The sequence below is a fragment of the Christensenella sp. KGMB01412 genome (assembly GCF_055522415.1).
Genome location: NZ_JBVFVW010000008.1, coordinates 1 through 19,751, shown reverse-complemented (window position 1 = coordinate 19,751; position 19,751 = coordinate 1). Strand labels below are relative to the sequence as shown.

Genomic DNA, 19,751 nt, shown 5'->3' with positions numbered 1-19,751 from the left:
ATTTTATTGTGGATAGTCTTCTGTTGCTTTTATGCTCCGCAGATACTTTATTGATCTCCCATCAGCATGACCATAACAGCCTTTTGCGCGTGCATACGGTTTTCCGCTTCGTCAAAAATCTCCTGTGCGTGCGCTTCGAATACGTCCGTTGTGATTTCTTCCTCCCTGTGCGCGGGCAGGCAGTGCTGTACCATCGCATCCGGCTTTGCCACAGCCATAACGTCCCTGTTGATCTGGATGCCCTGAAACGCCTGCTGGCGCTCCTTTACCTGCGCCTCGTGGCCCATGGACGCCCAAACGTCTGTAAAGAGCACGTCCGCATCCTTTGCCGCGGCATAAACATCGCCGGAAATAGAGAACTTCGGATTTCCCTTTGCAAACTCGAGCACAGACTGGTCTGGGTAATAGTTTTCCGGTATCGCGCAGGCGACCTCCATTCCAACCGTTAATCCTCCTACGATCAGCGAATTTGCCATGTTGTTGCCGTCGCCGATATACGCCATCTTAAGTCCGTCAAAACTCTTTTTGTATTCACGGATGGTCATCAGATCCGCAAGCACCTGGCACGGATGCGCAAAGTCGGTGAGGCCGTTGATGATCGGAATGCTGCCGTATTTGGCAAGATCCTCAACTTCCTTCTGCGCGAAGGTGCGGATCATAATCCCGTCAAGATAGCGGGAGAGTACGCGCGCTGTATCTTCCACCGGCTCTCCCCTGCCTATTTGCAGGTCGTTCGAAGACAAAAACAGGGGATAGCCGCCGAGCTGGTACATCCCTACCTCAAACGATACGCGCGTCCGCGTGGAAGACTTCTGGAAAATCATGCCCAGCGTCTTGCCCGCGAGAAGCGGATGCTTCACGCCCTGTTTATTCTCCGCTTTCAGCTTGTCCGCCAAATCGAGTATTTCAATGATCTGCTCTTTTGAGAGATCGCTCATTTTGAGTAAATGTTTCATATCAAAAAAACCTTCCTTATTTTTATTCTGGTTTCAACATTTATAATTATACATCAAAATGAATATTTATGCAAATTATTTTTTACCGTTCCGCCTGTTGTTCGCAGTATGCACAGCGGTATACGCCGCGTTCCTCATCCGCCAGATTGAACACATGAGGTAATTCCTGCTCTACAGACGTAATGCAGCGCGGATTTTTGCACTTTACAATATTCACCACGCGCGTAGGGAGCGTCAGGTTCATTTTATCGATAATCTTCCCGTTGTCGATGATATTCACCGTGATATTCGGATCAATGAACCCCAGCATGGCAAGGTCTGTCTCGATCTCATCTTCAATTTTGATGATATCTTTCTTTCCCATACGGTTGCTTTTTACATTCTTGATAATCGCTACGGCGCAATCAAGCTTGTCAAGTCCGAGATAATTATAAATACTCATAGCCTTTCCAGCCTTGATGTGGTCGATTACCACTCCTCTTTCCAAACTATCGATACTCAGCATTACGCATTTACCTCCAACATCGTCATGATAAGGGCCATACGGACATATTTGCCAAACAACGCCTGCCGGAAATAAGCCGCTCGCGGATCCTTGTCCACCTCAACAGAGATTTCATTTACCCTGGGGAGCGGGTGCATTACAATCATATCCTCTTTTGCACGTTTCATTTTTTCCGTGTCGAGGATATAGCTGTCACGCAGGCGTACATAATCCTCTTCGTTAAAGAAGCGCTCACGCTGCACGCGCGTCATATAAAGGATATCAAGCTCTGAGATAATCTCCTCCAGACGTTCGTACTGCACGTATGTCACATTTTTGTTGTTTTTGAGCACATCCTCTTTTACGTAGCGCGGCACTTTCAGTTCCTTTGGAGAAATCAGCACAAACTTGATATTCTCGTACCGGGACAGCGCGCGAATCAGCGAATGCACCGTCCTGCCGAATTTCAGGTCTCCGCACATTCCGATTGTCAGATTATCGAGCCTCCCCTTTAAGGAGCGTATCGTGAGAAGGTCTGTCAAAGTTTGCGTGGGATGCTGGTGCCCGCCATCGCCCGCGTTGATGATCGGTATCTGCACGTTTTGCGAGGCGACCATTGCAGCACCCTCCTTTGGATGGCGCATTGCAATGATGTCTGCGTAGCATTCCACCGTGCGCACCGTATCCGCGACGCTTTCTCCTTTGGAAGCGGAGCTGTTGTCCGCCCCTGCAAAGCCGATTACATCGCCGCCAAGCTCGTGCATGGCAGCCTCAAAACTCAGGCGCGTGCGCGTTGAAGGCTCAAAAAAAAGTGTCGCCAACTTTTTGTGCCGGCACACTTCCTGGTATTTGGTCGGTTCTTTGATAATGTCTCCCGCAAGGTCTAAAAGTTCGTCTATCTCTTCCACAGAGATATCCATTGGATCCAATAAATGTTTCATGAATTTCCTCCCGTTTTTGTTTTGCACTGGCACAAAAAAACGTCTTCTGTGCACCAGAAAGACGTTGTAACCGCATAAAAATGATGTATCAACCTTATCAGCCTCTCTGTACCAATTTAAAGGTTCTTTGTATCCTCAATTATTTTACTACACAAATTCGCCGATAGCAACCACAATCCAAAACTTTCTTTTAAAATCAATGTATTTAATGTTTCCATGTCAGGAAAAGTGTCTATTTTAGAAGCAGAACGAATCATGACTGATAGAAAGGAAGTGTAAACATGGTGCACAATATGGCTCTCAAATTTGCGGCGTTATCCGCAGTGATCATTCTCGGTTTGGTGATGATTTTTGTCGGACTATCCTCCACACCGAACGTTGTGCAAAATTTTGCACAAAACCTGCAGACGTCCCGCACGGAAGCGGCGGAACCCGTTTCCCAGGCGATTCGCTGAGTGCATGATCGTTATATCTCTTTATCTCTAAAAGCGGCTTGTGAAAGCGACAGGCAAGGCTTTGCACCGCCGCGGTCAACAAAAACAAACGGACGCACCGCCAAACAAGGCATTGCGTCCGTTTTTTGCATCAAAGCAAAATTTTGCGGCCACCCCTTCGCACCTGAACGTGCGCCGCAGGGTTACATACTCTTTGCGTCTTCACCTGTACGCATTCGTTTTCAGGAATAAACCTCCTGCATTGGCGCGTCCTGCTCTTCCACAAGCGGATTGATTTCCTTTTTGTATACCCGTTTCAGGAACAGGATACACAAAACAACCGCCGCAACCTCTGCAATCGGGAACGCCCACCATACGGTGTCGAGTCCCCCAAACACGGAAAACAGGTATGCCACCGGAAGAAGCACCACAAGCTGCCGGACAATCGATACAACCATACTCAGCACACCGTTCCCAAGCGCCTGGAATACGGAAGACGTTACGATTCCAAATCCCGCGCATACAAAGCTCAGGCTGATAACATGCAGGGCGGTGGTTCCGATTTCCATCATTGTCTGCGATGCGTTGAAGATGGAGAGTAACTGGGCCGGGAACAGTTGGAATACCAGAAGGCCTATCAGCATAATACCGACAGCATAAATGATGCTCAGCTTGATCGTTTTCGTAATGCGCGTCTTTTTACGCGCCCCGTAATTATACGCAATAATCGGCACCATACCGTTATTGAGTCCAAACACAGGCATAAATACAAAGCTTTGCAGTTTAAAATAAATTCCGAATACAGCCGCCGCAGTCGACGAATAGGCAAGCAAAATCACATTCATTCCAAAGTTCATGATCGAGCTGATGGAAACCATGATGATCGACGGTATGCCAACCGAATAGATCCGTTTGATAATTTTTCCGCTTGGACGGAATTTTTTAAGCGACATCGTAATTTCCGTATTCTTTTTCTTATTGATCACCGCGGCGACAATGCAGGCAACAATTTGCCCGGTAACCGTCGCGAGAGCCGCGCCCGCGACGCCCATTTCCGGGAAACCAAAATAGCCGAATATCATAATCGGATCGAGTATGATATTAATGATTGCGCCGATGAGTTGCGTGATCATCGTATAGAACGTTTTTCCTGTGGATTGCAGCAGCCGCTCGAAGGCAAACTGGCCAAATAATCCAACTGAAAAAACGCAGCAAATCGTCATGTAGCTTGTCCCATAATCCACGATTTCCGAAATATCTGTCTGTATCTCGAAAAAGGCCCTTGAACAGAATATCCCAACGCACGCAAATACAATGAAGCTTAAAAGTGCAAGGAATACCGCATGATTTGCCGTTTTATTGACGCGTTTGAAATTCTTTTCCCCAAGGCTTCTTGACAAAAGCGCATTGATTCCGACTCCCGTACCCGTACCCACTGCGATCATCAGGTTCTGGATCGGAAACGCAAGCGATACGGCTGTCAGAGCATTCTCGCTGACCTGCGCTACAAACATGCTGTCCACAACATTGTAAAGCGCCTGGATCAGCATGGAAAGCATCATGGGCACAGACATCGAGATCAATAGCTTATTGACGGGCATAACGCCCATTTTGTTTTCTGCCACTTGCTTTGGCATATGATTCCCCCATTTCAATCTTTAAAATTATTTTTATAGTTGCACTTGCAACTATATGAGCAAAAAAACAAGCTACACGCAGTAGCTTTCAGTTGCATTTGCAACTATATTGATAGTTTAATAAAAAATCGAAACATTGTCAAGAATCATTCTGAGATTTGTTTCCCGTATCCTCGATTGACAACCCCAACAATGAGAGCTACAATAAAAGTTGCAATCCCAACCATTCAGGAGATGAATTCTATGTCCGAAATGCCTAATATGTTGAAAGAGATTTCCACCCTGTACAGAAAGACACAAATGTATCTCGAAGAAAATTTAAAACCGCTTTCCCTTTCCAAGGGGCAGGCGACCTTTATCATGTGCATCTGCGACCACAAAGTCCTTACGCAAAACAAGCTTGGAGAAATGCTTGACATGGATAAAAGCACGGTCGCAAAAACGCTTGCACGTATGGAGCAGCAGGGATATATCACCCGCAGCACCAACAGCGATGACAGCCGCTCGCTGAATGTGCGCCCGACTGAAAAAGCGTGGAGTATCTATCCAAAGACACGGGCCATTGGCGATCAATGGTGTGAAGAGATCACAAAAGACCTGACCGGCATCGAGAAAGATATCTTCTATCAGCTGATGCAACGGACAGGCCTCAATGCAACCCGATATTTCGAATAAGTTATTTTACATCAACGGGGCGAACACGCGAAGCAGCGCCTGCATCAGGCGTACATACCACTTCCTGCCCCGCGCCTCTTCATAAGTGACTTCCTGGCATTCGCCAAGCGTATTGAGGTAATCCTCCCTGAGCTTTGCAATCGCGGATGTCTGATACATCCACACTCCGCATTCATAGTGCAAAAACAGGCTGCGGTAATCCAGATTAATCGTTCCGACAATCCCGAGCTTGTCGTCGCACACAAAGGTTTTGGAATGGATAAAGCCCGGCGTATATTCGTATATCTTCACACCCGACTCCAAAAGCTGCTCATAATAGGCGCGCGTTACCAAAAACACCATTTTTTTGTCCGGTATATGGGGCGTTGTGATGCGTACGTCCACCCCGCTCTTTGCTGCATTGGTAAGCGAAGACATCAGCTGGTTATCCAAAATCAGGTATGGCGTATTAATATAAATGTAATCCGTCGCCCTGTTAATCATATTCAGATAGGTGTTTTCGCTGACGTATTCGTTATCCATCGGATCATCTGAGAATGGCTGCACATAGCCGTCCGATTCATATTCGCGGATAAACCGTTCCTCAGGGCGGAACACCGAATAATCGGAATCCTCCTGCGTCATGAACTCCCACGCCTGCAGGAACATAAGCGTGAGAGACCACGCCCCCGCGCCCTTGAGCATAATTGTCGCGTCTTTCCATGTGCCGAAACGTTGAATGGCATTGATGTACTCATCCGCCAGGTTTGCCCCGCCGCAAAACGCGGTGTGTCCGTCTATGGCGGTAATTTTCCTGTGGTCGCGGTTGTTGAAGATGGAGGAAAGCTCCGGCTTCAGAGTGTTGAACACCACGCATTTGATACCCATTTCACGTAGTTTTTTATAATAATGGTATGGAAGCGTACGCGCACAGCCCATGTCGTCGTACATAAACCGGACGTCTACGCCTTCGCTTACCTTTCGCTTGAGTATTTCAAGAATACTATTCCACATCACGCCTTCCTGCACGATAAAATATTCCATGAAAATATACCGCTCGGCTTTTTCAAGCTCAATTTTAAGCTGCTCGAAAAAGTCCACGCCCATTGGGAAATACTGCGTTTTTGTTTGGTCGTAAACCGGAAACATACTGGCATTGCGAATATAGTCCGATTGCCGCTGTACGTTTTTGTCCTGTTGTCCGATTTCGCGAACGATCCTGCGGTCCTGACCGAGCAGCTTATTCGTGCCCTCATATACCTCTTTTGCCCGCCTCCTCATTTTCCGGCTCAGCTGCCGCTGGCTGAAAAACAGATACAGTAAAATTCCAAGCACAGGCAGCACGAGGATCGGTATGATCCATGCCAGCTTATAGGAAGAATTTTGCCTTTTATTCACGATATAGAGAGCCATAACAAGGCTGAGTATGAAAAATATCGTACGGATAAACTCTGATTGTTCGTCAAAATAAAGAAACAGGCTGATAATAATCCATGCCTGAATGCCAATCAACGCGAACACAATGAACATCCGGCTGGTAAAAAAACTCAAAATTTTTTTCATAAGGTACTCCCTTCGTCGTTATCCTTTTCATTTTACGTCAGCGGCTCCTGCTTTGCAAGCCTGCACGTTTTTTGCGCCCATCCTTTGGCGGCCCTTTTCAATCCTTTCGCTGCAATAAAAAAGCCGTGCCTCCATTTTGGATGCACGGCTTCTTTCCTTTACCTTACTTTTCCAGCGCGGATACGTCCGGCAGGCTGTCAAAGCCCTTTTGAAGCTCCTCATCGGTTGGGATGTAGTCGTTCATTTTCCCATCGTGATAGGATTCGTATGCCGTCATATCAAAGTATCCGGTTCCCGTCAGGCCAAAGAGAATCGTTTTTGCCTCTCCCGTTTCCTTGCAACGCAGCGCTTCGTCAATCGCAGCGCGGATTGCGTGTGCGGACTCCGGTGCGGGAAGAATCGTTTCCTTCTTTGCAAAAAGCACGGCGGCTTCAAACACTTTGCTCTGCTCCACGGAAACCGCCTCCATGTATCCGTCATGATACAATTTGGAAAGAATGGGCGACATTCCATGATACCGCAGGCCGCCCGCATGGTTTGCCGAGGGGATAAAGCCACTTCCAAGCGTATACATCTTAGCCATAGGCGTAATTTTACCGGTATCGCAGAAATCATACGCATATTTCCCGCGCGTAAGGGACGGGCAGGATGCAGGCTCTACCGCAACAATACGCGGATTTGCCTTTCCTGTGAGTTTATCCTGCATAAACGGTGCGATGAGGCCTCCAAGGTTGGAGCCGCCGCCGGCGCAGCCGATGACCACGTCCGGATATTCGTCCAGCTTTTCCATCGCTATTTTGGATTCCAGTCCGATAATCGACTGGTGCAGCAACACCTGGTTGAGCACCGAACCAAGCACGTAGCGGTATCCCTCTGTGGAAACCGCCTTCTCCACCGCTTCCGAAATCGCGCAGCCAAGGCTGCCTGAGGTATTTGGATTCTCCTCGAGAATCTTCCTGCCGATTTGCGTCGTGGTGCTGGGGCTTGCGATTACATCCGCGTCAAATGTCTGCATAACTGCCTTGCGGAACGGCTTTTGCTCATACGAAACCTTGACCATAAATACTGTGAGCGGAAGGCCGAAATACGAGCAAGCCTCTGCGAGCGCCGTGCCCCACTGGCCTGCCCCCGTCTCTGTCGTGAGACCTGTAAGGCCCTGGTCCTTTGCATAATAAGCCTGCGCAATCGCTGAATTCAGCTTGTGGCTGCCCGACGTATTATTGCCCTCAAACTTGTAGTATATCTTGGCGGGCGTACCGAGCTCCTTTTCCAGATTGAACGCGCGGATCAGCGGGGACGGACGGTAAATTTTATACATCTCGAGAATCTCTTCCGGGATGTCCACATAACGCGTCTCATTGTCCAGCTCCTGATGTGCCAGTTTTTTGCAGAAAACCGGATAGAGGTCCTCCTCCACTGCCGGTTTCATTGTCGCCGGATTGATGAGCGGATCCGGCACTTCTTTCATATCTGCACGCATATTGTACCACTGCTTTGGCATCTCGTCTTCACTTAAATAGAGCCTGTGCGGAATCTTTACCATTTTCTTGTTCTCCCTTCAACATTGTTTTATTTGTCATAAACAAAAAGACCTTTGTCCCAATCTCTGGGACAAAGGTCTGAAACCTCTGCGGTGCCACCCGAATTGACGCGAAGCGTCCTCTCATAAGCAATCAATCAACTGCTTTTCCCTCATAACGGCGGGAATTCCCGTCAGGTATTACTCGGCGCGCTGCCTTTCTCCCTGCCCTCATCAGTCCATTCACCCAAAGTCCTGTGCTGCGGCGATCTCACCATCCGCCACTCTCTGAAAAGCGGTTCTTTCGGTTACTCTTCTGAATCACTGGTTTCGTCTTTATTTATGATTTTATATTATATCAGAAATCGCAAAGCGCTGTCAAGCGTTTCTTTCCGGCATACCGCCGTGAAAAGTCTTTATCGCAGACTATTACAGCATTCCGGAACAGCCCAGAATACCTACGACGCCCGTAATGACCAATAGCAGCGGAATCAGGGATAGCACAAGGCCTGCAATCGCAAGTCCCCTGCCTTCACCCCTCGATTTTGAAAGTGCAATGCCAACGATCGAAAAAATAAGCCCCAAAAGCAATAGGATTGCTCCAAAGAAAGGCACCCAACACAGAATCAGCCCAATCAGCGCGCACACAAACCCTGCTGCCGCGCACCCGTTTGACCTCGTTGCGGCAGGCGGAGCCGTATGGTAATGGATATGCTGCTCGATTGGCGGTTGCTGCTGCATATACGGCTGCCCCTGCATTGGCTGCTGCCCGGCATACTGCTGGCCCTGCGGCGGTGGCGGTTGCTGCGCGTATTGCTGCTCCTGTACCGGTGGCTGCTGCTGTTGCTGCTGATTGTTATTGCCTTCACCTGGCTGCTGGTTCCCGTTCATCTGTTCCATATGATCTTCCTCCTGATATGGTTTTACCATAAAACCTTATTCGCTGAACAAAAAAGCCTGCCAGCGGAAAACCCAGCTTAATTATGCTGCATTCCCTTTAACTGGGCGGCAGTGACCTCAAAGTGTTTATCCCTGCAATCCTGCTCGGTAAACCGTCCGTCCTGCTGTTTTTCATCTGTGGAATCGTAGAATAAAAACGGCACCGGCTCCCCGCCGTGGCTGCCCGTATCCGAAAATGTAAAATGGTCGGAAGCAATCGAGAGGGTATAATCATCCTCAATGCTTTCGAGAAACGGCTTCAAAAACACGCGGTCAATCGATTCGATTGCCTGCATTTTTTCCACCGGCATCAGTTCGTGGCTCAAATCGTCCGTTTCCTGAATATGCACATAGATGTCCTCGTATTCGCGTACTGCCTTCACTGCTTTTTCAAGCTTCTCCTCCAGAAAATCGTCAAAGCTGCGTCCTTCACGTTCTGTTCCAATATTTGGCAGACCTGCAATCGTTGTAATCCCATCCATAAGCAGCGTCTCTGAAAGCGCTACGCGTCCACGCGTATCTCCTTTGATTTCCGGCATGATAGAAGCGCCCCAGAACCATAATCCGTTTGCCGGGATTCCCTTATCCTTCAGGAAATCATATGATTTCTTCATCAGTTCAAAAAATTTCGCCTGTTTGCCCTCCGTCCTGATAAACGGCGCGATATCCTGGCCGATGATGTCGTGCGCAGGTTCAAAGTCTACCGGATACAGCTTTTTGCCGCCCTTTACGATCAGAATATTGCGGAACGAACCGCAGTAATGAAGCTCATATTCGCCTCCAAACACCTCTTCGGCAAGCTCCTTCATTACCGGCTCCGCCACCTGTGTGGCGATGTCGTACGCGCTGTAGCTCTTGATACGGCTCGTTTCAAAGCTGTCTCCTTCAAAGGTTACCATATTGCAGCGGATGTACATATCGTCCTCATTCATCGGCATATGCAGCCCCGCAGCCTCGATGATCGCGCGGCCCCTGTAGGTATGCGGATCAAAGCCCAGCAAACTCAGGTTTGCGACAGCGCTTCCCACTTCAAGCCCTTTTGGAATCGTAAGCACCGTCCCACCCGTGGATTTTTGGAATAACCCGTCGAGCGCGGGCGTTTTTGCGTATTCCAGCGGCGTTTTATTACCCAAAGCAGCATTCGGCCTGTCTGCCGAGCCGTCTAATACGAGAGTAATTTTTTTCATGTCCTTCCTCCTCTGTGCAAATCTCATTTACCCTTTTATTATACGTCACTTTGCACCCTTGTTCAATGCGTATTTCCCGCATCGGAAGCAACAATTATCCTATTCTGCCTGCCGGAACCTGCCAAGTTGCGAATAAACATTTTTCAGGTCGTGGTAGCTCTGGGAAAATACTTCCATCAGTTCCCCGTATACCTGCCGCTCCTTAGGATTTGGGGAAACAGCCCTGTCCACGTGGATGAATCCCTTCGCATCGTCGAAATCAGCGTAAATCCCAAGCCCGACCACTGCTGCCGTAGCAGCTCCAAGCGACGTCGCGTGCTTGTTGTTCTGCACCTTGCAAATCTGTGCATCCATTATGCTGCTCAAAATCTGCCGCCACGTATCGTTTTCGCTCCCACCGATCTGGTTTAGCTGCGTGATTGGTATAAAATCACGGAACGCGTCCAGAATAAGCCCGAGGTTCATACTGATGCCCTCGGTAACGGCACGCATCATGTCCCCCCTGTTATGATTCATGGCAAGCCCGACAAACGATCCCCGCGCGCCCGGATCCCAGATCGGCGCGCGTTCGCCGGACAGGTATGGCAGAAAAACGAGCCCGTTCGCCCCTGCCTGTGATTTACCGATTTCCTGTTCCGCAAGGCTGAACGCATCCGCCTCACCGCGGTAAAGCATATCGATCATCCAGTTATACACGTTCCCGCACGAAGAGGTCGGGCCGCACGGCATATACATTCCCTTTTTGAGGTGCAGGAAGTTAATCACCCGCATCTTATCGTCCAAAAATGGTTTTTTGGTGGCAGCGCCCACCCATGCGGACGTTCCCATACAAATATATGCGCTGTTTTCCTCCACAGCGCCCGCGCCCACAGCCGCGCACGATCCGTCGCCGCCGCCGCAGACCACGCGCGTTCCCTGCGCGAGCCCCATTTCACGCGCAATCCCGCCGCAAACCTCGCCGACAATATCCGTCGATGCGACAACCTCCGGCAATAAATCCGGGCTGATCCCTGCCGCACGGCAGATTTCCTCCGACCACGCAAGCCGGTTGATGTCGTAAACGCCCATGCCGGACGCGTCCGAATAATCCGTCACATATCGTCCGGTGAGCCGGTAGATTACATAATCCTTCGCTCCGACGATCCGGTATGTTTTGGCAAAAAGCTCCGGCTCATGCTCCTTCAGCCACATCGCTTTTTCAATCGTATAGACAGGGCTTGCCCTGTGTCCTGTAATGCGGTATACATTTTCCGCGCCCATCTCGCGCACGATGATTCCGGTCTGTTTCTCCGCACGCTGATCGCACCAGATGATTCCGTCATGCAGCAAATTCCCATCCCGGTCGAGACAGACGCACGCCTGCATCTGCCCGCTGAAGGTAACCGCCAAAATATCTTTGCTGTCTACGCGGCTGGCAATGCTTTTTGTCGTTTTGACCACCGCTTCCAGCCAGTCCTGCGGGGATTGCTCCGCACACCCCGTTCCAAAATAATTTGTATTGTAGTGATAGGTCTCGTCCATCACAACCTTACCGTCGGTTCCTACCAGAGTCGCTTTGTTTCCCGACGTGCCAAGATCGTGTGCAATTACATATTCCATCCCCATTTACCTCCTGTTGTTTCCTTCATTTTATACGCATTGGCAATAAAATTCAAATTTACTTTTCAGGAAACGGGAAAGACGCGCCGCAAAAAAGCAGCGCGTCTTTCCCTGTCGTCCAAAGGGAACGGTTCATTTATTATTTCAGCCTGCTCAGCACATCTCCAGTCCTCCGCTTACATTGAGTGATTCGCCAATCGTATAACCCGAATCCTCCGAGCAAAGGAATACGAGCGCCCGCGCGATATCATCGCCCGTGCCATGCCGCTGGACAGGAATCGCCATGCGGTATTTTTCCCTCATTTCTTCAAAGGATACTCCTTCGATCTCCGCTTCTTCCTTCAGGGACTGTACGTGCATTTCCGTATACATATTGCCCGGACAGATCGCATTTACAAAGACGCCATGCTTGATTGCCTCAAAGGCAAAGGAACGGGTAAAATTGAGTATCGCCGCCTTTGACGCGCAATAAACCGCAAAATATCCATATCCGCGTTTTGCATAGGTTCGGCTACTTTAAAATAATATTTTCCCTCCGGCTATACTGATTGCCACTCCCGTAATGTAGCTTGATTTATCGCTTGCCAGAAAGGACATCAGCTCGCCGATCTCATCCGGACATGCCATTCGCTTTAACGGAACATTTTCCAAAAAGTCTTTTTTGCATTCCTCCGGCGTCATTCCAAGGAGAGGCCCTCTTTCCAAAAACACCTGCTGCATAATGGCAGTATCCGTATAGCCGGGGCATACCGCGTTTACGTTGATTCCATATTCTGCCAATTCCAACGCCATCACCTGTGTCATCATAACGATACCCGCCTTCGAAATGCAATATACCCCGTTTCCTGCTTCGCCTACCTTTGCCGCCTGCGAGGCGGTATTGACAATTTTACCATACCCTTTTTCGATCATGATTTTGCTGACAAGCTGGCTTAAAAAGAAAGTCCCCTTTAAATTGATATTCATGACTTTATCCCAGTCTCTTTCCGCCAGTTCGTCCAATCTTCCCGCGTGGGAAATACCCGCACAGTTCGCAAGAATATCGACTGTCCCAAATTTTTCCACCGTCCTTTGGACGGACGCTTCACAATTTTCCTTTTTTGAAACATCTGTTATGCAGTAAATTGCGTTTCCGCCTCCCGCATTGATTTGTTCAGCCGTCTCTTTAAGTCCTTTCTCATTCAGATCAAAAAGTGCAATTTTTGCACCGTATGAGGCCATATTGAACGCAACCGCCCGGCCGATTCCCCGTGCCCCTCCCGTTACAATAGCAATTTTATCTTTTAACATGATGCTCTCCTTTTCCTACGCCTGGAAAGCGGAGAAGATTAGATTCGCTATACCTTCTCCGCTTTTACAGGAATCAGGTTATCAGCCCTGGTAAAATGCGTCAAGGTTCTCTGCTGTGACGATGTCAACGCCTGTATCTACATAAGGCGGCAACGGACTGAGGCCGTTTTCTCTCCATCCGTCTACAGGATTAACCAGGTTATTCTTGGTCGCGAAGAGGAACTGCATAGACCAAAAGCCCATATTATATGCGCCCTGTTTCACTGTCGCATAAATAGAACCGTCTTTGATCGCCTGGTAAACAGTTTCATCATGGTCAAATGCGATTACTTTAACAGAATCTGACAGTCCCGCCTCACGCACTGCCGTTGCCGCGCCAAGGCCGCCGGGAGAATTGACCGCAAAAACACCTTTGATGTTCGGATTTCCCTGCAACATCGCGGAAACCGCACGCGATGCGTCCGCCTGTTCGCCATCGTAATTCCCTTCTGCAACGACCGTCATATTGGGATAATTTGCCTCGATTGCATCCTTGATCCCCTGTGCGCGTGCTTCGTGCGTGGGCGTTCCCGCCGTATAAATAACACCGACTTCTCCTGTACCGCCAAGCGCTTCCGCCATTTGGTCTGCCGCCTTAGATCCGGCGTTTGCATTTCCGGTCTGCAGAATGGAATACCTGTCGCTTTCCGGCGAATCCGAATCGAAAACCACAACCTCAACGCCCTGTTCAATCGCTTTATTGATCGGTTCTCTGAGCGCTTCGTCATTCACGCAGGTAATCGCGATTCCGGCAGGATTTTTAGCCAAGACCTGCTCCAGTACGGTAATCTGCTGATTGATGTCAAATTCCTGTGCACCGGTGTAGACCGTTTTCGCTCCATAAATTTTTGCGGCATCTTCAAATCCGCGGTAACAATCCTTCCAGAATTCAAGGCCGTTCATAAAAGTGATCATATAGTATTCATCATTTGCATCTCCAATGGATACCGTTCCCGTGGCCTCTCCGCCTTCTGATGTCCCGGACTGCTGGCCACACGCCATAAAGCATACCACAGCAAAAACCACTACCATTCCCACCAACAGGACTCTTTTCAAATTTTTCATTTTCCCCTCCATTTATTATTGTGATACTCACATTATCGTTTCGGTGGCCTTTCAGGCCCCAAATCTTTTTTATCTTGCTTTTCTCGCATGACTAAACGTATCAATCGTAACAGCGATCAGCAGAATCGCTCCGCTCACAAGATCCTGCCCATAAACCGATACATTCAACAGAATAAGGCCGTTATTTACTACATTGAGCAAAATGATACCAAGCACTGCGCCAAGGATTGAGCCTTCACCTCCGGAGAGGCTTGCCCCGCCGATCACTGCTGCGGAAATCGCATTCATTTCCACGCCTTCGCCGGTAGTCGGCGTACAGGCCCCAAACCGCGAGAGACTGACGATTCCTGCGAGCGCCGACAAAAGCCCTACCAGCGTATACATCACAAATTTCATTTTCATTACGTTGACGCCGGATAGCCGCGCTGCCTTTTCATTGCTTCCGACGTAAAACACATTACGAAATAGCTCCGTCTTTTTCATCAGGAAATAGAATAAGACTGCCAGCGCTGCAAAAATAATGATAATAAACGGTATATTCCCGATCGTCCCCTGTCCCAGGAAAAGAAAGCTTTCATCCGCGCTGGGAATTGATAACGCAGATCCAGAGGTCGCGAGCATGGTGATTCCCTTGGCAATACTCATCATAGCGAGCGTCATAATAAACGGAGTCAATTTTACTTTGCCAATCATGAAACCGTTTGCGAATCCACATCCGGCACCAGCGATGATTCCTACGAGCGCCGCAAGCCAGATATTGGCTCCCGCCGCCGCCATTGTCGCTGCAATCATTGACGCCAGTCCCATAACTGATCCTACGGAAAGGTCAATCCCTCCCATTGCGAGGATCAGTGTCATCCCGATCACGACGATTCCTTCCGCCGATAGCCCTACCAGTGTTGTCAATATGTTTTTTTCCGTTAAAAAGTGTGGCGAAGCGATCGACATGATAATAAAGAAACCGATCGTTATCAGAAGGACCGGTACCTCCTTCGCGCCCAAAAACCGTTTGAAAGTCGACTGCTTCAAGTTTTCACTGCTTAAGTTATTTTCCATGTTATTGTTCCCCCATTAATGTGATGCGGCCCGCATAATCGCCTCTTCATTGATTTCATTTTCAGAAACAACGCCCGATACCACGCCTTCACGCATAATAATTACCCTGTCGCACAATCCAATCACTTCCGGTAAATCCGAGGATATTACAATCACGCCCTTGCCGCTGTCGCATAGTTCCCTTAATATCTTGTAAATTTCAAGTCGGACTCCTACGTCGATCCCCCTGGTCGGTTCGTCGATAATAAGAATCTCAGGTTCTACCGCAAGCCATTTGGCAAACAATACCTTTTGCTGGTTGCCACCGCTCAGGCTGGAACATAACTGCTTGAGTGACGAAACCTTGATTTTTATTTTCTTTACATAGTCCTCCGCCAGCTTTGTTTCCTTCCGGTCATCCAGCAATTTTCCTTTTTTTACTTTCCTCAAAGCCGCGGCTGAAATGTTTTGTTTGATGTTGTAATCAATGAAAAGTCCGTCGCCTTTTCTGTCTTCCGTGATATAAGCAAGCCCCTTACTGATTGCATCTTTATAATCGCGAATATTGACCTTTTTCCCTTTTATTTCAACAACCCCTGATTCCTTCGGATCAATTCCGCAAATTGCCCGCGCCACCTCGCTTCTCCCCGCTCCGATGAGTCCTGAAAATCCTAATATCTCACCCCTGCGCAGGGAAAAACTGATGTCCTCAAATTTTCCCTGCCGCGAAAAACCCGATACCTTTAGCAGTTCTTCCTCCGCAATATGTTTCGACTTTGCAGGATAGATGCTTTCCAAAGTGCGCCCCACCATCATCGAAACCATTTTATCCGTATTAATATCACATACATTCTGAGTGTCCACATATTCTCCGTCGCGATAAACAGAAACCCTGTCGCAGATTTCAATCACTTCAGATAATCTGTGGCTGATATACAGAACGCTGATTCCCTGCTCTCTGAGATGATTCACCACTTTAAAGAGATCCCTTGTCTCTACTTCTGTCAGCGAAGAGGTCGGTTCATCCAAAATAATCAATTTACAGTCAAGCGAAAGCGATCTTACTATTTCCACAATCTGCTGTTCAGCTATGGATAAATCCATTACCTTTGCTTTTGGCGATATCTGTGCGGAAAAATTCTTGAACAACTCTTCACATTCCCTGTGCATTTTTTTGTAATCGACCATTCCCGCTTTTGTTTTAGGCAGCCTGCCCATATAGATATTCTCCGCTACCGATATTTGGGGACACAGGCTTATTTCCTGATGTACGATTCCAATCCCAAGCTTCTGCGCGTCCAGCGGACTAAAAAAATGCACTTCTTTTCCTTCAAATTCTATCGTCCCCGCAGTTTGTGGGAATACGCCCGCAATAATATTCATCAGTGTTGATTTTCCTGCGCCATTTTCACCAATTACTGCATGCACCTCGCCTTTTGCTACCTGAAGATTGACCTCTTTGAGCGCCCGTGTTCCCGGGAAGTCCTTGATGATTCCTCTGAGTTGAAGCAACATTTCTTTTCCCATTCCAACGCCACCTTTCAATTCGTATTGTTTTCAGCCATCTCCTCATTCAAAGGAAATCTGGATCTTAACCTCCTGCCCGGATTTGTCCGCCGACAGGATATCAAACGCTTCCTTCGTCTGCTCCACAGGCATTACGCGCGTTACCACCTTCTCTACCGGAATCCTCCCCGATGCGATCAGCGCTACGCTCGCTTCAAAATCATATGTATTGAAGCACCACAGCCCGCACATATTGTAATCCCTGTATGCCCAGTCGAACGCCGGCAGTGTCACTTCGCCCACCGGCAGCCCGCTCTGTACGTACATACCACGCTTTCTCAGCGATCCGAACGCATCGCGCATTGCCGCTTCCGCGCCTGTACACTCGATTGCGATGTCCACTCCGTAGCCGTCCGTCCTTTTACGGATCTCCTCCGCCACGTCCACCTTTGTCGGATCAAATACCTCGCTGGCTCCCCACTGCTCGCAGCGCTGTCTGCGCCCCGGCTGGATTTCCGTCATGTAGATAAACGACGCTCCCGCAGCCTTGGCTCCAAGAAGCGTCAGGCTCGCCGTCGGGCCGCCGCCTGTGATCAACAGCTGGTTGCCGATCTGCAGGTTGCCCCTCCTGATTCCGTACAATGCCACCGATAATGGTTCTACGCACGCTCCCTGCTCGTACGTCACATTGTCCGGTATCTTCACCAGATTATATTCCTTTACCGTGCAGTATTCTCCAAATCCGCCATAAGGCCACTGCAATCCGATTGCACCAAACTGCTCGCACATATGCTCAAGCCCCATCCGGCAATACTTGCATTTTCCGCAGTGCAGCAGCGGCATCACGCATACGCGCTCGCCTTCCTGCCACCTGCTTTTATCTACTTCTGATCCCATCTCCGCGATCACGCCTGAGAACTCATGTCCCATCACAAGAGGGCCCATGTGCCCTGTCAGCGGATGCGGCTTATCCACCCACAGCGTCTGCGCGCCGTGCACATACTCGTGCAGGTCTGTACCACAGATGCCGCACCTTTTCACCTGAATCAATACCTCGTCTGCCGCCGGCTTTGGGACCTCCAGTTCTTCAATCCGGATATCCTGTTTTCCATGCCACCTTGCTGCTTTCATTTTCATTTGTCTTTTCCCCCCTTCATTTTTCTTCCTACAGAATCGGACAGGCAATCAGCTCATGCCGCGGGAACTTGCTGAATACCAGCGGCCCGTCCTTTGTGATGACAAGCTCGTCCTCGATGCGTGCTCCGATATGTCCTTCCCCGTCGTATGTCTCGATTGCGATCACCATTCCTTCCTTCAGCTCTACAGGATGGTCAATCGAGAAGCTTCTTTCGATCATAGGCCTCTCCCACAACCCCACGCCAAGGCCGTGCGCGAATGCCAGTCCGAATGATTCTCCCTGGTTTTTGAATCCCCAATGGTCGCACTTCGGCCATGCGTTTACCACGTCCGCCGTCGTGTTTCCCACCTTACACTGCTCGATCCCCGCCAGGATCATTTCGTATGCGCTTTTGTATACGTCCTTCGCTTTTTGCGTCGGCTCCCCACAGCACAGGGTGCGGTAGTAGCACGTATGGTATCCGTTCATCAGCGTCACAATATCTGCAAATACCAGGTCTCCCGGCTGGATCAGCCTGTCTGAAGACAAATGCGGATGCGGGTGCGTCCTCGTTCCGCTCGTCATCTGAATGTTAATCGCCCATTGCCCGCCAAGGCGATGCAGCTCGTTTGCCGCAATTCCCTGCAGCTCGTTCTCGCGCACTCCCGGATGCAGCGCACGTGCCATCTGGTAGAAGGCCGCGTCTACTGTCGCCGCAGCATTCATCATCACAAGTATTTCATCGTCCGTCTTGATTTCGCGCGCCTGCAGCATCACCTCCTGCCCGTTGCCAAGCGTATATCCCCGTGCCTGCAGCTCTGTCAGCAGCTCTCCGTCTATGATATCCACGCCGATCGGATCCTTTGGATCGATCCCGTTTTGCTCCATCACCATCTTAAGGTCCGCCTCAAAGTTATCAAGATGTGTTTTCCATGCTGCCGGCAGCGCCCCGAACATGGTTGTATGCGCCGGATACGCACGATCTGCGATCCACGGGCAATTCAGCTTTTCCGCTGCCGCTTCGGAACCGAATCCAAAGATATATGGCTCGCCGTCGCGGGGCACGATTGCATAGCGTCCCATGTTATCTACCTCAGGCGACGCAACCGCCGTCGATGTGGCGTACCGCTTGTTCTCTGTTGCGAACAGCAACAGGCAGCTGAAATCCGTCTTTGCCATTGCATCCTTAATCCTCTGTACCCGCTGCTTTCTCATCCGGTTAAAGTCGATTCGTTCTTCATAATCAACCTGCATCGTTCCTTTTGTTCCGTACAACATCTCTTGTCTCTCCTTTGTATTTTATTGTTATAAAACATTCCTTTTGATCCGGCACCCAGCAAACACCCGATACAGCAATATTTTTTCATTCACAAAAAAGCGCAAAAGCAGTTAGCTTATGGATGAATCAGTTGCGAATGAAAAAGTTCATATAAACGATCATCATTTCTGGTTATTTGCTATTTTGTTATTAGAATAATTTTGTTTTGGATTAAGACTGGTGTCCCATTTCAACACACGATTGAATACTACAGGTATACAATTTATTTTGTCATAATTTTCTCTGTTACACTAAATTTCTATGATGTTTCTGCTCTTAAGTAAAAAATGTATTGCTAAGATGTTTTTGTGTTTTGGTATACCAAAAGTATACTTCATGATTTTGTGTTTGTCAATTACTAATTCTATTTTTTTCGGAAAAGGTTTCAGGGAAAATCACATTTCCAAAATCCGAACGCCTCTAAGTCCGAATCATAGCTTTGAGCCGTGCTTTAAGGCCCTGATAACT

The 19,751-nt window shown here is 48.9% G+C and carries 17 protein-coding genes and 1 pseudogene; 2 read left to right on the top strand and 16 right to left on the bottom strand.

Annotated elements, in window-relative coordinates:
* Positions 1-47 precede the first annotated feature (47 nt).
* The 3 genes from argF to pyrB all read right to left on the bottom strand — a co-directional run bounded on the left by argF (position 48) and on the right by pyrB (position 2,381).
* The gene (argF, locus tag ACS5WU_RS11470) at positions 48-956 is read right to left on the bottom strand and encodes an ornithine carbamoyltransferase (RefSeq protein WP_046443783.1); all 909 of its coding nucleotides are present in this window, start codon (positions 954-956) and stop codon (positions 48-50) included.
* An 82-nt stretch (positions 957-1,038) separates the two neighbouring features.
* A complete protein-coding gene (locus tag ACS5WU_RS11465) occupies positions 1,039-1,461 on the bottom strand; it encodes an aspartate carbamoyltransferase regulatory subunit (RefSeq protein ID WP_046443784.1) in 423 nt (140 codons plus the stop codon).
* Positions 1,461-2,381 carry an aspartate carbamoyltransferase gene (gene pyrB / locus ACS5WU_RS11460; RefSeq protein WP_046443785.1) on the bottom strand — a complete coding sequence of 307 codons (921 nt, stop codon included), beginning with the start codon at positions 2,379-2,381 and terminating at the stop codon, positions 1,461-1,463. Before pyrB ends, ACS5WU_RS11465 begins: the two co-directional genes overlap by 1 nt.
* 293 nt (positions 2,382-2,674) lie before the next feature.
* On the opposite strand from pyrB, the gene ACS5WU_RS11455 reads away from it, so the two are divergent.
* The gene (locus tag ACS5WU_RS11455) at positions 2,675-2,836 is read left to right on the top strand and encodes a hypothetical protein (RefSeq protein ID WP_465089170.1); all 162 of its coding nucleotides are present in this window, start codon (positions 2,675-2,677) and stop codon (positions 2,834-2,836) included.
* 221 nt (positions 2,837-3,057) lie between these two features.
* Here the strand turns inward: ACS5WU_RS11455 and ACS5WU_RS11450 are convergent, their stop codons facing one another.
* Positions 3,058-4,452: an MATE family efflux transporter gene (locus ACS5WU_RS11450; protein ID WP_059109476.1), complete on the bottom strand. Its 1,395-nt coding sequence runs from the start codon at positions 4,450-4,452 to the stop codon at positions 3,058-3,060.
* Positions 4,453-4,644: 192 nt separating this feature from the next.
* Here ACS5WU_RS11450 and ACS5WU_RS11445 point away from each other — a divergent pair, with 192 nt between their 5' ends.
* Positions 4,645-5,127, top strand: a complete 483-nt coding sequence (locus ACS5WU_RS11445) for a MarR family winged helix-turn-helix transcriptional regulator (RefSeq protein ID WP_082674873.1) — start codon at positions 4,645-4,647, stop codon at positions 5,125-5,127.
* 6 nt (positions 5,128-5,133) lie between these two features.
* On the opposite strand, the gene cls is transcribed toward ACS5WU_RS11445, so the two are convergent.
* The 12 genes and pseudogenes from cls to ACS5WU_RS11385 form a co-directional block, all read right to left on the bottom strand.
* A complete protein-coding gene (gene cls / locus ACS5WU_RS11440; protein ID WP_046443787.1) occupies positions 5,134-6,669 on the bottom strand; it encodes a cardiolipin synthase in 1,536 nt (511 codons plus the stop codon).
* A gap of 163 nt (positions 6,670-6,832) precedes the next feature.
* Positions 6,833-8,212: a TrpB-like pyridoxal phosphate-dependent enzyme gene (locus ACS5WU_RS11435; protein WP_465089169.1), complete on the bottom strand. Its 1,380-nt coding sequence runs from the start codon at positions 8,210-8,212 to the stop codon at positions 6,833-6,835.
* 405 nt (positions 8,213-8,617) lie between these two features.
* On the bottom strand, positions 8,618-9,088 hold the full coding sequence (locus tag ACS5WU_RS11430) for a hypothetical protein (RefSeq protein WP_052740486.1): 471 nt from the start codon (positions 9,086-9,088) through the stop codon (positions 8,618-8,620).
* A 77-nt stretch (positions 9,089-9,165) separates the two neighbouring features.
* Positions 9,166-10,314: an alkaline phosphatase family protein gene (locus tag ACS5WU_RS11425; protein ID WP_046443789.1), complete on the bottom strand. Its 1,149-nt coding sequence runs from the start codon at positions 10,312-10,314 to the stop codon at positions 9,166-9,168.
* 99 nt (positions 10,315-10,413) lie between these two features.
* Positions 10,414-11,913, bottom strand: a complete 1,500-nt coding sequence (xylB, locus tag ACS5WU_RS11420) for a xylulokinase (protein ID WP_046443790.1) — start codon at positions 11,911-11,913, stop codon at positions 10,414-10,416.
* A gap of 153 nt (positions 11,914-12,066) precedes the next feature.
* A pseudogene (locus tag ACS5WU_RS11415) lies at positions 12,067-12,405 on the bottom strand (SDR family NAD(P)-dependent oxidoreductase); the annotation flags it as partial.
* 24 nt (positions 12,406-12,429) lie between these two features.
* On the bottom strand, positions 12,430-13,203 hold the full coding sequence (locus tag ACS5WU_RS11410; protein WP_302760195.1) for an SDR family NAD(P)-dependent oxidoreductase: 774 nt from the start codon (positions 13,201-13,203) through the stop codon (positions 12,430-12,432).
* Between the two features lie 81 nt (positions 13,204-13,284).
* A complete protein-coding gene (locus ACS5WU_RS11405) occupies positions 13,285-14,307 on the bottom strand; it encodes a substrate-binding domain-containing protein (protein WP_052740488.1) in 1,023 nt (340 codons plus the stop codon).
* Positions 14,308-14,376: 69 nt separating this feature from the next.
* The gene (locus ACS5WU_RS11400) at positions 14,377-15,363 is read right to left on the bottom strand and encodes an ABC transporter permease (RefSeq protein ID WP_046443792.1); all 987 of its coding nucleotides are present in this window, start codon (positions 15,361-15,363) and stop codon (positions 14,377-14,379) included.
* A gap of 15 nt (positions 15,364-15,378) precedes the next feature.
* Positions 15,379-16,869 (bottom strand): sugar ABC transporter ATP-binding protein, encoded by a 1,491-nt coding sequence (locus tag ACS5WU_RS11395; protein ID WP_046443793.1) that lies wholly within the window; start codon positions 16,867-16,869, stop codon positions 15,379-15,381.
* Between the two features lie 42 nt (positions 16,870-16,911).
* Complete coding sequence (locus tag ACS5WU_RS11390; RefSeq protein WP_052740489.1) at positions 16,912-17,985, bottom strand: 2,3-butanediol dehydrogenase; 1,074 nt, start codon at positions 17,983-17,985, stop codon at positions 16,912-16,914.
* 28 nt (positions 17,986-18,013) lie between these two features.
* On the bottom strand, positions 18,014-19,243 hold the full coding sequence (locus ACS5WU_RS11385) for a M24 family metallopeptidase (protein WP_046443794.1): 1,230 nt from the start codon (positions 19,241-19,243) through the stop codon (positions 18,014-18,016).
* Positions 19,244-19,751: the final 508 nt, after the last annotated feature.

Bases quoted from the DNA above. Each gene is read 5' to 3' on its own strand.
- argF (WP_046443783.1), bottom strand. From the start codon at position 956: ATGAAACATTTACTCAAAATGAGCGATCTCTCAAAAGAGCAGATCATT.
- ACS5WU_RS11465 (WP_046443784.1), bottom strand. From the start codon at position 1,461: ATGCTGAGTATCGATAGTTTGGAAAGAGGAGTGGTAATCGACCACATC.
- pyrB (WP_046443785.1), bottom strand. From the start codon at position 2,381: ATGAAACATTTATTGGATCCAATGGATATCTCTGTGGAAGAGATAGAC.
- ACS5WU_RS11455 (WP_465089170.1), top strand. From the start codon at position 2,675: ATGGCTCTCAAATTTGCGGCGTTATCCGCAGTGATCATTCTCGGTTTG.
- ACS5WU_RS11450 (WP_059109476.1), bottom strand. From the start codon at position 4,452: ATGCCAAAGCAAGTGGCAGAAAACAAAATGGGCGTTATGCCCGTCAAT.
- ACS5WU_RS11445 (WP_082674873.1), top strand. From the start codon at position 4,645: ATGAGAGCTACAATAAAAGTTGCAATCCCAACCATTCAGGAGATGAAT.
- cls (WP_046443787.1), bottom strand. From the start codon at position 6,669: ATGAAAAAAATTTTGAGTTTTTTTACCAGCCGGATGTTCATTGTGTTC.
- ACS5WU_RS11435 (WP_465089169.1), bottom strand. From the start codon at position 8,212: ATGGTAAAGATTCCGCACAGGCTCTATTTAAGTGAAGACGAGATGCCA.
- ACS5WU_RS11430 (WP_052740486.1), bottom strand. From the start codon at position 9,088: ATGGAACAGATGAACGGGAACCAGCAGCCAGGTGAAGGCAATAACAAT.
- ACS5WU_RS11425 (WP_046443789.1), bottom strand. From the start codon at position 10,314: ATGAAAAAAATTACTCTCGTATTAGACGGCTCGGCAGACAGGCCGAAT.
- xylB (WP_046443790.1), bottom strand. From the start codon at position 11,913: ATGGAATATGTAATTGCACACGATCTTGGCACGTCGGGAAACAAAGCG.
- ACS5WU_RS11410 (WP_302760195.1), bottom strand. From the start codon at position 13,203: ATGTTAAAAGATAAAATTGCTATTGTAACGGGAGGGGCACGGGGAATC.
- ACS5WU_RS11405 (WP_052740488.1), bottom strand. From the start codon at position 14,307: ATGAAAAATTTGAAAAGAGTCCTGTTGGTGGGAATGGTAGTGGTTTTT.
- ACS5WU_RS11400 (WP_046443792.1), bottom strand. From the start codon at position 15,363: ATGGAAAATAACTTAAGCAGTGAAAACTTGAAGCAGTCGACTTTCAAA.
- ACS5WU_RS11395 (WP_046443793.1), bottom strand. From the start codon at position 16,869: ATGGGAAAAGAAATGTTGCTTCAACTCAGAGGAATCATCAAGGACTTC.
- ACS5WU_RS11390 (WP_052740489.1), bottom strand. From the start codon at position 17,985: ATGAAAATGAAAGCAGCAAGGTGGCATGGAAAACAGGATATCCGGATT.
- ACS5WU_RS11385 (WP_046443794.1), bottom strand. From the start codon at position 19,243: ATGTTGTACGGAACAAAAGGAACGATGCAGGTTGATTATGAAGAACGA.